We start from the raw sequence: 14,308 nt of genomic DNA on the forward strand, positions 1-14,308 counted from the left end.
AATGTTTAAAAGCTTCAAAATAGCAATGCTTTCGTTACGAATTAGGATTTTCCTTTCGATGATTGTATTGATCATAATGGCTTCTGTAATATTAGCGTCCATATCTATTTTCCAATTTAAAAATGAGGCCAAAGAATACCACCAAGAGCGCTTGGAACGAAATGAAAATGCAGTAAAACAACACATTAACTTCATTCTTTCCACCACTACCTATCCGTTGACTTCTGGCAATTTAGATTTAATTTTTAAAGATAAAATTCACGAATTAGCCCACATTCACAACATAGAAATCAATATTTATAGTCTGGACGGGAAATTGCTTAAATCGTCTAAAGAATCTTTTTCGGTAGACAAAGTGGCTCCACCAATTCCCAAATACATTTTGAAACTGGTTCGCTCTTCCATCGAAAAAAGGTATGTAGATATCAAAACTATTGACGGCAAAAAAAATCGTTCGGCATTTAGCCAAATCAAGGATGATAAATTCAAACCGCTTGGGATTTTAAATTTACCTTACGTAGAAGACGATGGTTATTATGAAAACGAACTCAAAAGTTTCTTAATTCGCCTAGGTCAAGTGTATACGTTCATGCTATTGATGGCATTCGCTTTTGCTTATTTTTTGTCCTCGTACATTACAAAATCCTTGAAAACCATTTCAGATAAACTGAGTGAAACGAGCTTGAACCAAAAAAATGAGAAAATCGTATTGGAGGCCAACAGTAATGAAATCAATTTATTGATCAAAGCCTACAACGGAATGGTGGATGAATTGGAAAAAAGTGCCATCAAATTAGCGCAAAGCGAGCGAGAAGAAGCTTGGCGCGAAATGGCGAAACAAGTGGCGCACGAAATCAAGAATCCGCTTACGCCAATGCGCTTAACGGTACAAAGTTTTCAGCGAAAATTTGACCCAACAGATCCCAATGTAAAACAAAAAATGAACGATTACTCCGAGACGCTTATTCAACAAATAGATACGATGAGCGCGGTAGCTTCGGCTTTTTCGAATTTTGCTTCGATGCCGGCGCAACAAAATGAAACACTTAATGTTGTAGAAGTAGTTGAACTAGCGATGGATATTTTCAATGAGGAGTATATTGAATTCCTGAGTGATTCTCCCGAAATTATTTCGAAAATTGACCGTACCCAACTCATCCGGATTATCACTAATCTAGCGAAGAATGCCATTCAGTCCATTCCAGAACAACAAGTAGAAAAATCTGTACTAGTTCGCATTCGCAAAGAAAATAATAATGTCTTGATCACTGTTACTGATAATGGAATTGGCATTCAACGCAAAGACATAGACCGAATATTCGAACCTAAATTTACCACGAAGAGTAGCGGAATGGGTCTAGGCTTAGGAATTATAAAAAACATCATCGAAAATTATAAAGGAACAATTACCTTTGAAACTGAATTTGGAAAAGGAACTACTTTTATTGTTTCGCTTCCAATAATTAACACCTAAAAATACAATTATGAACTACGAAAATATTTTAATTACTACCGAAAATAACATCGCAACGATTACCATCAATCGTCCTACAAAATTGAATGCGTTGAACGTCGCCACAATTTCTGATTTGAACAAAGCTTTCAAAATATTAGCAGCAAATGACGAAGTTCGTGTTATTGTTTTAACGGGAAGTGGTGAAAAAGCATTTGTCGCAGGTGCTGATATTTCTGAATTTGCGCACTTTAGTATCGCAGAAGGAGCGCAATTAGCCGCCGAAGGACAAGAGAAATTATTTGATTTTGTAGAAAATCTAAAAACGCCCGTTATTGCAGCCGTGAACGGATTTGCATTGGGTGGCGGATTAGAATTAGCAATGGCGTGTCATTTTAGAGTAGCATCAGAAAATGCTAAAATGGGATTGCCAGAAGTTTCATTGGGAGTAATTCCGGGTTACGGAGGAACACAACGTTTACCACAACTGATAGGGAAAGGACGTGCCATGGAAATGATTATGACCGCAGGAATGGTAACGGCACAAGACGCATACCGAACTGGATTAGTGAATCACGTTGTGCCAGAAGGTGAACTTCTTGACTATTGTATAAGTCTAGCCAATAAAATAATAAAGAATTCTCCGTATGCAATTGGCAAAGCCATCAAAGCAGTTAATGCCAACTTCAAAGAAGGTAAAAACGGGTATGAAACCGAAATAAAAGCGTTTGGAAAATGTTTTGGAACTCAAGATTTTAAAGAAGGAACAACGGCTTTCTTAGAGAAAAGAAAAGCAGTTTTTACTGGGAAATAATTAAATTATATGAGAAAATTATATGTTTATTTAATTTTTGCTTTCTTACCAAGCCAATTATTTTGTCAAAACATCCCTTTTAAACTCGAAAAGAGTGAAGAGTTTAACGATGACATCAAAAAATCAAATATTGTTTTGACTGAAACTAATAAGGAAGGAAATACCTTAATAGTTCGATCCTATAATGATAATGGATTATCAAATTACAGCGGCTTTTATATAGAACATATAGATTCACATTTAAAAATCCAAAAGACGTTTAATTTCGAAATGAAACATCCAAATTATCAAAAAAACAATATCGTTTTGGGTATTTATTCTCTTAAAAATGAAGTTAAGATTATCGAGTTTTATTATAATTTGAATGACAAATCATATGTTTGTCAAGCAAATATAGTCACAAATGATTTTCAAACCTCTAAAAAAGAATTGTTTAGAATCCCTAAGGAAAAGATGAAAGAAACAGGAACCATTTCTTTAGAGAAAGAGTTTTTTAATCGTACAAAAGGAAACTGGTCAAATGATAATTCAGGTGAAATAAAATCGGAAAATGATATTTCAAAAAACTCAAGTTTTTTTGAAATATCATTGGGTGGAAAATCAGAAATATCAAAAGATCAAAAAGGCTCTGATATTGTAATGACTGTAAATGAAACCAAAAGTGCTTTTGCCATCGCAATAGATTATAAAAGTGAGGATAAAGAATTTGTCAAATTATATTTATTTGACAATGAGTTGAACAAGAAAATCGACACCGATTTTAACAGAGAAATTAAGGATACAAATTATAAGCTCGAGAACATTCAAGTTTCACCGGATGGAAAAGTCATAAGCTTATTGGCAAAAAATTATTTAGAAACCCAAAAAGAAAAGAAAGAAGGTGGAAATTACCTATTTGAAATCACAAAAATAACAGCTGAATCTCAAAAATCGAAATTCATAGATACTCATGAAAATTTTGTTGGCTCTTTAAAATCTGTTTTTCATAATAATGAAATTATTTGTTTGGGTTTTTATTCTGACATAAAAGACTACAGGTTTAAAGGAATTTATTATTACAAATTAGATTTCAATTCTTTAGAAATTTTACAAGCAAAATACAATCTATTTACAGAACAATTTATGGTAGACAAATATGGGGAAGGCAAAGACAAAGCGCTAAAGTTTTTAACATTCAAAAAAATATTTTTCACTAACAACAATGATTTAATTATAAATGCACAAGAGGAATACACCACCTCAGATTACAATAATAATAGAACTTATTTTAGTTACGATGACATTGTAGCTGCAAAATTAGATCCTGAAGGAAATCTTTTGTGGGCAAGAAATATTAATAAAAGTCAAGCAACTCCATCATACGAAGACGAATCATTTATTTCATATACTTCATTTATAAATGATAATTTCAGTTATTTCTTTATTAACACGGGTGAAAAAATTAAAAAAATTAAAAATGATAGAATTGAATTCGGTCAAATCAGAAAAAACAAATCTAATTTGAATGTAATTAGAATCAATGAGGATGGAGACTTTGATTATGAAGAAATTCTTGACGATGAAAATAGCTCCGTTCCGTTTATGGTTTCAAAAGGAGCAATCATTAATAATTCTGTTTTGTTTTTAGGTAGAAAAGGAACAAAAAAGCAATTACTGAAAGTTAATTTGTAAACTACAGACATCAAATTATTATACTTTTGAAAACTCATTTCTGAAAACAATCTATAAAAAAATCAACTTATGTCCTTCCAACCAGTATTTGCCCAGTTTTGGGAAAAGGTAAAAGAAAGCATCGAAAACCATACCTACGCTAAACTAACACTTGCCAAAACTATTGGTGATACGGAACTGAAAAACATTTATGTGCGTCCTGTTTTACAAGAAAATGACGTGTTTAGTCTTTCGGTTATAGCGCGCTACAAAACCGAAGAAGTAGAGAGTTTTCATACGCTAGACGAAGCTTTTATTATATTAGCTCCCTACATGAATAACCCATTTTTGACTGCTTTGCTGTTTACTACCGAGAATGACATCACCTTTAAACTCAATAAAAAAAGAGTAGGAAGTATTGTGGAACAAGCACCAACTTTTAAAAATGCTTCGGATGTTATTTTAGAAATGCAAGCGAAAGGGATTTCGATTTAAGATTTTTGATTTAAAAATTAGTAGGCAATTAATCGTTTCTAGCGTGCCAAGCTAAGCAGAAAAAACCAGTAAAATTTAAATACAAAAATTGTCCATGTCATTTGTCATTCCGAAGGAATCCCTACTCAAAATGAGAGTCTAAAAATTTCATTTCTGGATTAAAAGCTGTGATCAAATTTAACTTTAATTCTCTTCGCATGTCTTTGATTTCTTTTTCTCTGGCAATGGCAAGTTGAATCCAACCGAAATGTTCATAATAAATCAAAAACTCAACATTGTAGCGGGCAGTAAAACTTTTGGTGTTAATGTGATTTTTATGCTCGGCAAGCCTTCGTTTTAAATTATTGGTGACGCCCGTATACAAAACGGTTCTATTTTTATTGGTTAAAATGTAAACATAAAAGTTGTAGATTCCTTCGGTATATTCAATCATTTTTTTAACTTAAAAATAGAGAATATTTTTTAAACATAAGATTTTTATTCTTCTTTTTGTAGCGTAACATATTCCTATACTAGTTTGCTTTTACTTTAAAGCCGGCGATGAGACGCTTCCAGCGTGACAAACTAGACGCAAAAAAATGGGAAATTTTAAGCACTAAATTATCCATTTAATTTCTTATTCTGAAGGAAACCCTATTCTGGCTTGATTTTTCTTTAATAAAAAGTACCTAGACACTTCCAACGTCAACAAACTGAATACTAATCCCGAAGCTTGGGGACTGAACACTGCTTACTCACTTCTCCCCTTCCCATTCCGCATAAAACTGCGCTAGAAAACCTTCCATATAAAGATGTCTTTCTTGTGAAATTTGTTTTCCTGTGGCTGTATTCATCTTGTCTTTTAAGAGCAATAATTTCTCGTAGAAATGATTGATCGTTGGAGAATCGTTCTTCTTGTATTCTTCCTTAGTCATACTCGAATTTGGTGCGATTTCAGGATCGTAGAGTGTTCTATTTTTAAATCCCCCATAATTGAACGTTCTCGCAATTCCAATCGCTCCAATCGCGTCTAAACGATCTGCATCCTGAACAATACTCAATTCTATCGAAGTAAATTTTTTCTCGAAATTACCGCCTTTGAAGGATATGTTTTCAATGATATTCACCACATGCGTGATAATCTCCTCATCAACCTTTTCTGACTCTAAAAATTCCCGCGCTATTCGTGGACCAATAGATTCGTCACCATTATGAAACTTACTATCAGCAATATCGTGCAGCAAAGCACCCAGTTGAACAATAGTGGTGTCACAAACTTCATTTTTCGAAATCAAAACAGCATTTTTATACACTCTTTCGATATGAAACCAGTCGTGTCCGCCTTCGGCATCGTTGAGTTTTTCTTTAACAAATAGAATTGTTTTAGCAATTAAATCAGGGTTTGTCATTGTTTATTATATTTTAAAAAAAATGTTGAATTTTAAAGTTATCCAACTTCAAAATCCAACATTTATATTCTTTATTTAGAATTCAGAAATCTATCGTATCAAAGCTGGCTCTACCCATTTGAAAATATGTGACTCTTGTGGAATCACTAATCTTTCAGATATTTTTGCCATTCTTCCTGGTAATTTCATTAAATAATCACGTGCTTTTTCGGCCTCATCTGTCAAACCAGAAATCTTGTCAATTTCCCATTTGTCAATTAATTTCTGCATGATATCAACATAATCGGCTGCAGTGTATACACCAATTCGTTGTGCCGAATCAGAAAATTGTTCAAATGCGGTACTGATTTTTTCACCTGATTCTCTCAAGAAATGCGCTGGCATAACGATTTTTGCTTTCATCATGTATTGAAAAGCAAGCATCATTTCGCTAGGATCAATCTGGAAAATTCGGTTTACAAATTCGCTATATGCATGATGATGGCGCATCTCGTCACCAGCAATCATTTTACACATTTTAGATAATTTGTTATCTCCGTATTTCTTGGCCATTTGCGCCACTCTATTGTGAGAAACGTAGGTAGCCAATTCTTGAAAACTAGTGTAAATAAAATTTTTATATGGATCTCTTCCAGTCCCAATATCAAAACCATCGTTGATCAAGTGCTGTGTTGTCATTTCGACTTCGCGCATGTTCACTCGACCGGATAAATACAAATATTTGTTCAGCAAATCGCCATGACGATTTTCTTCACCTGTCCATTGTCTGATCCATTTAGACCAACCGTTTCTTTCTACGTTATCAATTCCCTCTACGTCCATTAACCAAGATTCATACGTTGGCAATGCCTCTTCAGTAATGGTATCACCTACTAAAGTTACCCAAAAATCGTATGGTAATTCTTTTGCAATTTCACGTAATTCTTTGACCTCATCAAAAAAAGTATCGCTCTGAGAATTTGGCAAAAAATCTGTAGGTTGCCATATTTTTTCTACTGGAATTAGATACTGATCGACAAAGCTATCTACGTTTTTTTCCAAAAACTGCATTACTTCTAATCGAATGTTTTTTATTGACATTATATATAAATTAAATTTTTATTCCTTGAACTACTGCTGCTTCTGTTTTTTCTATCAAATCAGCAAAATCATACTCGCTTACCGCTAAAGGTTTATGCACTACAAAGGTAAGGCGATTTCCTAAACCTAATGGAAAAAATCCGTATTTAACTATTTTCCAAGAATTGTTTATACTTACTGGAACCACGTATGCCGAGGGAGCGTTTTTGCATAAAATTTTCAATCCCGTTTGAGAGAACGCTTTGGGTACGCCCGTTTTACTTCGTGTTCCTTCGGGAAAAATAACTGCTGAACGATTGTGCTTCTCTATATATTCAGCTAATCCCTTAATAGCTGGTATGGCTTGTTTGGGATCTTTTCGATCAATAAGAACTGAACCTCCGTGACGCAAATTATACGAAACACTTGGAATACCTTTTCCCAACTCCTTCTTGCTGACAAATTTACAATGAGATCGGCGAAAAAACCAAATCATAGCAATAATATCATACATACTTTGATGGTTCGACACAAAAATTATTGGAACATTTTCTGGAATGCTTTCCCTATTTTCAAATTTATAAGTTGTTCCTAAAAGATTGGTGCACCTCAACAAGAAAAAATTCAAATAATCGACGCTTATCTTATGCGCTTGGTAACCAAAAACATTGAGACAAACCCACTGTATTGGATGAAAAATTACCAAAGTTAAGCCAAAACACAAATAATAAATAACAGAAATGGGATATGAAATCAGTTTTTGCATGCTTTAAAATTTTGGTACAAAAGTAAGAAATATATTTTTAGCGGTATTTGCATCCAAAACAATACATAGGCTACTCGTTAAATCGTAACTTTGCGACTTTAAATAGTCTCTTTTTTCTATTACAATGAATTTCACATACCCAAAAACCGAAAAACTAAAAAGCAAAATCACGATTGGATTATTGTTTACCGAAGGGAAATCTGTATCTAAATATCCGTTGCGATTGGTCTATAAATCAAGTGACTATAACAATCCCGAATCCCGAAACTTCGGGATGGGAGAAAAAATTAAAATGGGCGTTTCGGTTTCCAAAAAGAATTTCAAGAAAGCCGTCGATCGCAATTACTTCAAACGAGTGTTGCGCGAAACCTATCGTTTAAACAAACACCTACTTATTGACAATCTAGACCAACCGTATTCTTTTATGTTTTTTTACCAAACGAAGGACCGCTTATCCTACGAGGAAATCAACACTAAAACCATTCAATTGTTTGAGAAGTTTTTGCTTCAAATAAAAAAAGAAGAGTAACAATTCTATTTTTTGTATTTTTAGCATTAAAATGACCTATTTATGAAGTCAATACTTTTATTTCTTCTTGTACTCCTTTGTTTTTCCAATTGTAAAAAAGCTGATACTGATTTAGATATGAAAATCTCAGCTATTAAACTTCCCGCAAAAAGAGAATCTGAACCAAATGGTATCTACAGCGCTGATAAAATGGACTCTCCCGTAAAAGAAAAGACGGAACAAAAAATCATCAAAACAGGCAATCTTCGTTTTGAAGCAAATGATTTAGTCGCAACCTATACCCAAATACAAAATGCAGTAAAAAACAGTAAAGCAACTATTCAAAACGATAGTGAAGGCAAAGATTATGAATCCGTATTTAGAAGATTAATCATTCGGGTTCCAAGCCAAAATTTTGATTTGTTTTTGAAAGATATTTCAAAAGGAGTTGCTTATTTTGATACTAAAGAAATTACTTCACAAGACGTCACTGCTGAGTTTATCGATCTTGATGCCCGATTAAAAGCAAAAAAAGTATTGGAAAATCGGTATCTTGAACTTTTGAAAAAAGCAAACAAGGTCACCGAAATGCTAGAAATAGAAAAACAACTTTCGGCTATTCGAGAAGAAATTGAAGCAAAAGAAGGTCAGTTGAACTACATGCAAAACCAAGTTTCCTACAGCACCATCACTATAGAATTTTACAAATCTATTGCCGAAGCTAGTGGCGCTACGGAATCATATGGAACAAAAATTTGGACTGCTATCAAATCAGGATTCAATAGTCTTTCGAGTTTATTCATAAATCTACTGAGCATTTGGCCTTTTATCCTCATTTTGATTGCAATAGGTTACTTTATTAGAAAACGTTTTAAGACAAAAAAAATATAAATCAATGTATTCTTTCTTCAAAAAAAAATTTATACTCCCTGTTGTCGCCTCAGCATTTCTTTTTATTGGTGCTAGTTTCAAAGATGATTTTTTTGAAATTGCCAAGCAAATCGAGATATTCACTACTCTTTTCAAGGAATTAAACCGCAATTATGTAGATGAAACAAATCCTGGTGATTTAATGGACAAAGCGATTAAGGGAATGCTCGCCAACCTTGATCCTTACACCGTTTATTTTAACGAGCAAGACGTGGTGCGATTCAAAATCAACAATACGGGAGAATATACCGGTATAGGCGCATTATTAACTCGAAAAGAGGACAAATTAATTGTCAAAGAAGCCTATAAAAATTTCCCTGCCGATAAAGCAGGATTGAAAGCAGGCGACGAAATTATACAAATTGGAGACGTTGTTTTGGCTGATTTTAAAGAGGATGCTTCCCAGCTTTTTAAAGGTGCAAAAAATACTAAAATCGATATCAAATACATCCGACAAGGAAAAACCAATGCGACTCAAATTGTTTTGGATGAAGTCGAAATTAAATCGGTTCCCTTTTATGCAAAAATAGACGATAAAACAGGCTATATTGTTTTGTCACATTTTAATAAAAAAGCATCCAACGAAACCAAAGAGGCGCTGGAAGAACTAAAAAAACAAGGTGCAGAACGCATTATACTTGACGTTAGAGATAATCCAGGAGGATTATTGAATGAAGCCGTAAATATTTGCAATTTATTCGTTCCCAAAAACGAGACTATTGTTACTACAAAATCAAAAATTGAGAAGCACAACAGTACCTATAAAACAACTAAAGATCCTGTAGATACTGAAATTCCATTGATTATTCTTGTCAATGGTCGCAGTGCTTCTGCCTCCGAAATCGTGGCTGGCGCGTTACAAGATTTAGATCGTGCTGTAGTGGTAGGAAGTCGTAGTTTTGGAAAAGGACTGGTACAAAGACCGGTTGATTTAACCTTTGGAACACAACTCAAAGTTACCATTTCCCGTTATTACACGCCATCCGGAAGATGCATTCAAGCACTGGATTACTCTAAAAAAGACAAAAATGGTAAAGCCATAAAAACCGAAGAGAAAAACTTTAACGCCTTTAAAACCCGAAAAGGAAGAACCGTATATGACGGTGGCGGAATTCAACCAGATATTGAACTAGAGGATACTAAATCTAGCCCAATCACTGATGCTTTAATCAAAAACGATGGGATTTTTAATTATGTAACCAGTTATTATTATAAAAATCCTGATCTAGGAAACCGCATACCTACACTTTCTGATGCCGATTTTATAGATTTTAAACAGTTTTTAAAGACCCAAAAATTCTCTTTTGATACCGAAACTGAGCTTGCATTAAAAAACACTTTGGCTGTAGCCAAAAAAGAAAAAATAGACGATTCAATTCTTGCAGAATACCAACAATTGCTGACCGCGCTTCAAAAAAGTGAGAATGCTTTATTGGACAAAAACCAAAAAGAAATTAAAAATCTTATTTTGGATGAAATTATAAAACGATATCAATACCAAGAAGGATTGTATCAGTATTACATTAAAAATAATACAGAGATTAAAAAAGCGATGAGTATTTTGAACAATACTACTGAATACAAAACGATACTTAAGATATAATGAAAGCGATATAGCCTTTTATAGAGTATACAAATTTAGTTAGGTTCTTTTCATTTCAATATGCGGAATATCATCTTCTAAATACATTTCACTTGTTTGCACAAATCCGTGGCTTTCATAGAATTTTTTCAGGTACAATTGTGCTCCAATAGTGATGTTGCTTTCGCCAAAATGCAACGCAATTCCAGCTATTGATTCCCTCATTAATTCATGTCCCCATTTTCGATCGCGGTATTTAGGCGAAACGGTAACTCTCCCAATCGATGCGTAATCAAAACTTATTCCGGGTTGAAACAATCTAGAATGTGCTACAATTTCTCCCTCAAACTCACCTATGAGGTGCAAGGCAACTTTGTCTTTTCCGTCAAGATCAAGATAAACGCAATTTTGTTCTACCACAAAGATCTCGCTTCGTAATTGCAATACATCATATAGTTCGTGAACCGTAAGTGCGTCAAACGCTTTGATTTTCCAATGTACCATCGTCCTTTTTTGTTTTTTTAGACTACAAAGAAATGAAAATAAATACTATTTTTTTTGTACTTCAACAGATTTAATAATCGATTCGAGCTCGTGCATGAGATCCCGCTTTTCCTTAGAAGGGGCATAACAAAAACCTTCTAAAACTAAAATGCGATTGTATTGCGTATCGATTATGGCATAATTAATGAAAGGACCCGACATGAAATCATTGTTTAATTCCCACGTTCCCTTCGTTTCAAAAGTGTCTTTTGCATCAAAAGTAATCTTAGAAAGATACGGCGCATACGCTTCTTCGGTGATCATATTCGTATTGGGTTCAGTTCCTGTAATGTATAATTTCCCAATAGAATCGCGTATTCTTATGATATTACTAATAACATCTTTGTCTTTCTTTATCGCACTCAAAGGCACTTGATAAATTAAAAGACTGGTGTTGCCCCCAATAATCTCTTTTTTCAACCACATAAAATTGCTTTTTTGAAGCACATAGGCATAACCAGAAGGAACTTGTAAATTGATGTGGAATTTATTTGAAATAACAGTCGGATTAATGTGAGATAACCCGTTAATTTTTTGGCTTTCCGCTATTTCTGCATCTTTGATTAGCTGAATCATCTGAGGAGCATGTTTCTCAAGGCTAGCAATTATATCTACACTTGTTTTACCCGAAATATGAAACACATTCTGAGGTGAAGCGTATTGATCTTTGACAATCTTAAATTTATTTAATTCGCCTTTCTTAACTACAATTATTGCTCGAGTGTCCGTCATAAAACCCTCCAATAATTTCACTGGATATTGGTTGATGTTAAACAAGGGTTCTTCTTGTGGCAAACCTATGACTGGGGAAGCAAACTTATTTCTAATGCTGTCACCAACATCCGCATTCCATAATTGATCCTCAATAATAACCGAAATCGTATTGATTTTCCCAGCTGTTTTTCGCAGCATGGATTGCTTGTCATTTTTACAGGAAAAAAACAGCAAGGAAAGGAAAGGAAATAAAAAATAGGCTTTATACATTGTGATTCAATTATAAAATAAAACCCAAATTTATAGAAGTTAATTGTATTATCCGTTTATTTTTAACTTCATTCCGGGCTTGATATCTTCACCGCGAATACCGTTCCATTTTTTTAGATCAGCAATCGTTACTCCAGGATATTTTTGTGATATGCTATACAAAGAGTCTCCTTTTTTTACATAATAATCAAGTGCTTCTTTTTTGGATGGCAACCCGTTGTTTGCTTTTTTCTTAAATGAACTAACCGTTGCTTTGTTCGTATTAATGACAATCTCGTCCTTGGCAACAATCAAAGTGGCTCCCACGCCTATGCTATTGTCTGGTAGATTATTCCATTGTTTTAAATCCGTTATAGAAGCTCCAAATTTCTTCCCGATAGTTCCAAGATTGTCGCCTTGTAAAACAATATATTCAATGTCTTTTCGCTCTTGAACTACTGTTAATTCTGTTTTACGGTTCAACTCATTTTTGGCAACCTGCAACGTAGCTCCTATTTGTACATTGTTATTAGAAAGGTGATTCCACTCTTGAATATCGGCAACTGTAACCTCATATTTCTTAGCAATCATGCCTAGGTTGTCTCCTTTTTGTACTACGTACTGTTGTGATGCATTAGTGACAATTGGCACTGCTGCTACTCCTTTCTTAATTTCATTCTCTTTGTTGCCTTTTATTTCGTCAGCATCAACTTTTTGATTGCTTCCTTTTTTATCGCTTAAAGCCAAAGCAACTCTAGTATCTTTAAGAGCACTACTCGAATCCGTACCAATGACTATTTTTAAACTCTTACCAGATGCCAGACTACTACTAGTTAACTTATTCCAATGTTTTATATCGGAAACAGCAACATTATATTTTACAGCGATGCTTTTTAAATTATCTCCCTTTTTTACTTTGTAATACTTAAATTCTGGAACTTTACCCGCTACTACAGTTGCATTTACCGTATCCTTTACTACCAATGCTTTTTGCATTTCAAAAGGTCTCTCGCGTTTATCCAATTCATGTTGAACATAGGCGTATATTTGAGCTTCATTAGATACAAAAACAGCAATTTTTTCTTGAGGTAATCTCAAATAATGGTTTTCATTTTGGTAAAACGGAATCGCGTTGAGCTTGTAGGACGGATTCAAAACCTGCAATTGTGCCACAGGAACATCCAATAAATCAGATATTTGCTTGAAAGACATTTGTTGTTTGATTGCAATTGTATCCGTGGCAAAATGTTTTACTACGGCTCTATTTGGGACAATTCCGTGTTCCTTATGGTACTCGTAAATGTACATCGTTGCCAGAAAAGCGGGGACATATCCTTGCGTTTCTCTCGGAAGATTTTTTCTGATGTTCCAATAATTTTGCTGCCCACCCGAACGTCTGATGGCTTTGGTTACATTACCTGGACCAGAATTATAGGACGCCAAAACCAAATCCCAATCGCCAAACATTTTATACATATTGGTCATGTACTGCGCCGCTGCATCACTCGCTCGCAATGGGTCGCTTCGTTCATCAATATAAGAATCAATTTTTAATCCATATTGTTTTCCTGTTTGATACATAAATTGCCACAGTCCTGTTGCACCCATTTTAGAAACTGCTTTAGGATTTAAAGCAGATTCTACAATCGCCAAATATTTTATTTCTAAAGGGACATTTTGCTTGGCCAAAGCCTCTTCAAAAATTGGAAAATAATATTCTGAAGAGCCCATTAACCGTTCAAATGACTTTTTTCGATACTTTAAGAATGATTTGATGATGTTTTCTAGTCCTACATTGTACTCAATATTAAATGGAGACTTGGCATCCATAGCCGCTAATCGCTCTTTCAAAAGCGCTGTAGGCAACTCATAATCTACTGTTTGATCGATATTAATGGTTTTAATATCCGCACTAAGATTATTGTACAAATCAAGATTGGTTAACTCCTTCATCCACAAACTGTCTACTCGAGAAGCTACTGCGCTTTTTACGAAAGAATTCTTTATCGAATCTAAATAGGATTGTTTTGTTTCTATTTTGGTAAACTCTTTATTTACAACTGTTTCTTGCGAAAATAAATGTACCGATGCTAACAGAAAAAACGATACTGTGGTGTTTTTTATATTCATATTTTTACGATCAAAGACCTATATTTC

The 14,308-nt window shown here is 34.1% G+C and carries 14 protein-coding genes; 7 read left to right on the plus strand and 7 right to left on the minus strand.

Features of this window, described 5'->3' with window-relative positions; translation table 11 throughout:
- The first annotated feature begins 1 nt into the window (after position 1).
- The 4 genes from ACNQGB_RS09310 (at position 2) to ACNQGB_RS09325 (ending at position 4,412) form a co-directional block, all read left to right on the plus strand.
- Complete coding sequence (locus tag ACNQGB_RS09310; protein ID WP_417946351.1) at positions 2-1,474, plus strand: sensor histidine kinase; 1,473 nt, start codon at positions 2-4, stop codon at positions 1,472-1,474.
- Positions 1,475-1,484: 10 nt separating this feature from the next.
- Complete coding sequence (locus ACNQGB_RS09315; protein ID WP_417946349.1) at positions 1,485-2,267, plus strand: enoyl-CoA hydratase/isomerase family protein; 783 nt, start codon at positions 1,485-1,487, stop codon at positions 2,265-2,267.
- A 9-nt stretch (positions 2,268-2,276) separates the two neighbouring features.
- Positions 2,277-3,938 carry a hypothetical protein gene (locus ACNQGB_RS09320; RefSeq protein WP_417946347.1) on the plus strand — a complete coding sequence of 554 codons (1,662 nt, stop codon included), beginning with the start codon at positions 2,277-2,279 and terminating at the stop codon, positions 3,936-3,938.
- A 69-nt stretch (positions 3,939-4,007) separates the two neighbouring features.
- Positions 4,008-4,412 (plus strand): hypothetical protein, encoded by a 405-nt coding sequence (locus tag ACNQGB_RS09325; RefSeq protein ID WP_417946345.1) that lies wholly within the window; start codon positions 4,008-4,010, stop codon positions 4,410-4,412.
- A gap of 121 nt (positions 4,413-4,533) precedes the next feature.
- Here ACNQGB_RS09325 and ACNQGB_RS09330 read toward each other — a convergent pair whose 3' ends face one another.
- The 4 genes from ACNQGB_RS09330 to ACNQGB_RS09345 all read right to left on the minus strand — a co-directional run bounded on the left by ACNQGB_RS09330 (position 4,534) and on the right by ACNQGB_RS09345 (position 7,625).
- Complete coding sequence (locus tag ACNQGB_RS09330; protein WP_417946343.1) at positions 4,534-4,845, minus strand: GIY-YIG nuclease family protein; 312 nt, start codon at positions 4,843-4,845, stop codon at positions 4,534-4,536.
- Positions 4,846-5,146: 301 nt separating this feature from the next.
- Complete coding sequence (locus ACNQGB_RS09335; RefSeq protein ID WP_417946341.1) at positions 5,147-5,800, minus strand: HD domain-containing protein; 654 nt, start codon at positions 5,798-5,800, stop codon at positions 5,147-5,149.
- A gap of 90 nt (positions 5,801-5,890) precedes the next feature.
- Entirely contained in the window at positions 5,891-6,880 is a 990-nt protein-coding gene (locus ACNQGB_RS09340) for an acyl-ACP desaturase (RefSeq protein WP_417946339.1), read from the minus strand.
- Between the two features lie 10 nt (positions 6,881-6,890).
- The gene (locus ACNQGB_RS09345) at positions 6,891-7,625 is read right to left on the minus strand and encodes a lysophospholipid acyltransferase family protein (RefSeq protein ID WP_417946338.1); all 735 of its coding nucleotides are present in this window, start codon (positions 7,623-7,625) and stop codon (positions 6,891-6,893) included.
- Positions 7,626-7,749: 124 nt separating this feature from the next.
- Between ACNQGB_RS09345 and ACNQGB_RS09350 the strand changes: the two genes are divergently transcribed.
- From ACNQGB_RS09350 to ACNQGB_RS09360, 3 genes are read left to right on the plus strand one after another with little or no spacing between them, the layout of a single operon-like run.
- The gene (locus ACNQGB_RS09350) at positions 7,750-8,154 is read left to right on the plus strand and encodes a ribonuclease P protein component (RefSeq protein ID WP_417946336.1); all 405 of its coding nucleotides are present in this window, start codon (positions 7,750-7,752) and stop codon (positions 8,152-8,154) included.
- A 42-nt stretch (positions 8,155-8,196) separates the two neighbouring features.
- The gene (locus ACNQGB_RS09355) at positions 8,197-9,024 is read left to right on the plus strand and encodes a DUF4349 domain-containing protein (protein WP_417946334.1); all 828 of its coding nucleotides are present in this window, start codon (positions 8,197-8,199) and stop codon (positions 9,022-9,024) included.
- A gap of 4 nt (positions 9,025-9,028) precedes the next feature.
- A complete protein-coding gene (locus ACNQGB_RS09360) occupies positions 9,029-10,666 on the plus strand; it encodes a S41 family peptidase (protein WP_417946332.1) in 1,638 nt (545 codons plus the stop codon).
- A gap of 39 nt (positions 10,667-10,705) precedes the next feature.
- On the opposite strand, the gene ACNQGB_RS09365 is transcribed toward ACNQGB_RS09360, so the two are convergent.
- From ACNQGB_RS09365 to ACNQGB_RS09375, 3 genes are read right to left on the minus strand one after another with little or no spacing between them, the layout of a single operon-like run.
- Positions 10,706-11,149, minus strand: a complete 444-nt coding sequence (locus ACNQGB_RS09365) for a GNAT family N-acetyltransferase (protein WP_417946331.1) — start codon at positions 11,147-11,149, stop codon at positions 10,706-10,708.
- A gap of 45 nt (positions 11,150-11,194) precedes the next feature.
- Positions 11,195-12,172: a DUF4837 family protein gene (locus tag ACNQGB_RS09370; RefSeq protein WP_472777101.1), complete on the minus strand. Its 978-nt coding sequence runs from the start codon at positions 12,170-12,172 to the stop codon at positions 11,195-11,197.
- Positions 12,173-12,220: 48 nt separating this feature from the next.
- A complete protein-coding gene (locus ACNQGB_RS09375; protein ID WP_417946429.1) occupies positions 12,221-14,281 on the minus strand; it encodes a LysM peptidoglycan-binding domain-containing protein in 2,061 nt (686 codons plus the stop codon).
- Positions 14,282-14,308: the final 27 nt, after the last annotated feature.

It is taken from the genome of Flavobacterium frigidum, from assembly GCF_048286795.2.

Excerpts from the sequence above, each read along its gene's own strand:
- ACNQGB_RS09310 (WP_417946351.1), top strand. The coding sequence starts at position 2 with ATGTTTAAAAGCTTCAAAATAGCAATGCTTTCGTTACGAATTAGGATT.
- ACNQGB_RS09315 (WP_417946349.1), top strand. The coding sequence starts at position 1,485 with ATGAACTACGAAAATATTTTAATTACTACCGAAAATAACATCGCAACG.
- ACNQGB_RS09320 (WP_417946347.1), top strand. The coding sequence starts at position 2,277 with ATGAGAAAATTATATGTTTATTTAATTTTTGCTTTCTTACCAAGCCAA.
- ACNQGB_RS09325 (WP_417946345.1), top strand. The coding sequence starts at position 4,008 with ATGTCCTTCCAACCAGTATTTGCCCAGTTTTGGGAAAAGGTAAAAGAA.
- ACNQGB_RS09330 (WP_417946343.1), bottom strand. The coding sequence starts at position 4,845 with ATGATTGAATATACCGAAGGAATCTACAACTTTTATGTTTACATTTTA.
- ACNQGB_RS09335 (WP_417946341.1), bottom strand. The coding sequence starts at position 5,800 with ATGACAAACCCTGATTTAATTGCTAAAACAATTCTATTTGTTAAAGAA.
- ACNQGB_RS09340 (WP_417946339.1), bottom strand. The coding sequence starts at position 6,880 with ATGTCAATAAAAAACATTCGATTAGAAGTAATGCAGTTTTTGGAAAAA.
- ACNQGB_RS09345 (WP_417946338.1), bottom strand. The coding sequence starts at position 7,625 with ATGCAAAAACTGATTTCATATCCCATTTCTGTTATTTATTATTTGTGT.
- ACNQGB_RS09350 (WP_417946336.1), top strand. The coding sequence starts at position 7,750 with ATGAATTTCACATACCCAAAAACCGAAAAACTAAAAAGCAAAATCACG.
- ACNQGB_RS09355 (WP_417946334.1), top strand. The coding sequence starts at position 8,197 with ATGAAGTCAATACTTTTATTTCTTCTTGTACTCCTTTGTTTTTCCAAT.
- ACNQGB_RS09360 (WP_417946332.1), top strand. The coding sequence starts at position 9,029 with ATGTATTCTTTCTTCAAAAAAAAATTTATACTCCCTGTTGTCGCCTCA.
- ACNQGB_RS09365 (WP_417946331.1), bottom strand. The coding sequence starts at position 11,149 with ATGGTACATTGGAAAATCAAAGCGTTTGACGCACTTACGGTTCACGAA.
- ACNQGB_RS09370 (WP_472777101.1), bottom strand. The coding sequence starts at position 12,172 with ATGTATAAAGCCTATTTTTTATTTCCTTTCCTTTCCTTGCTGTTTTTT.
- ACNQGB_RS09375 (WP_417946429.1), bottom strand. The coding sequence starts at position 14,281 with ATGAATATAAAAAACACCACAGTATCGTTTTTTCTGTTAGCATCGGTA.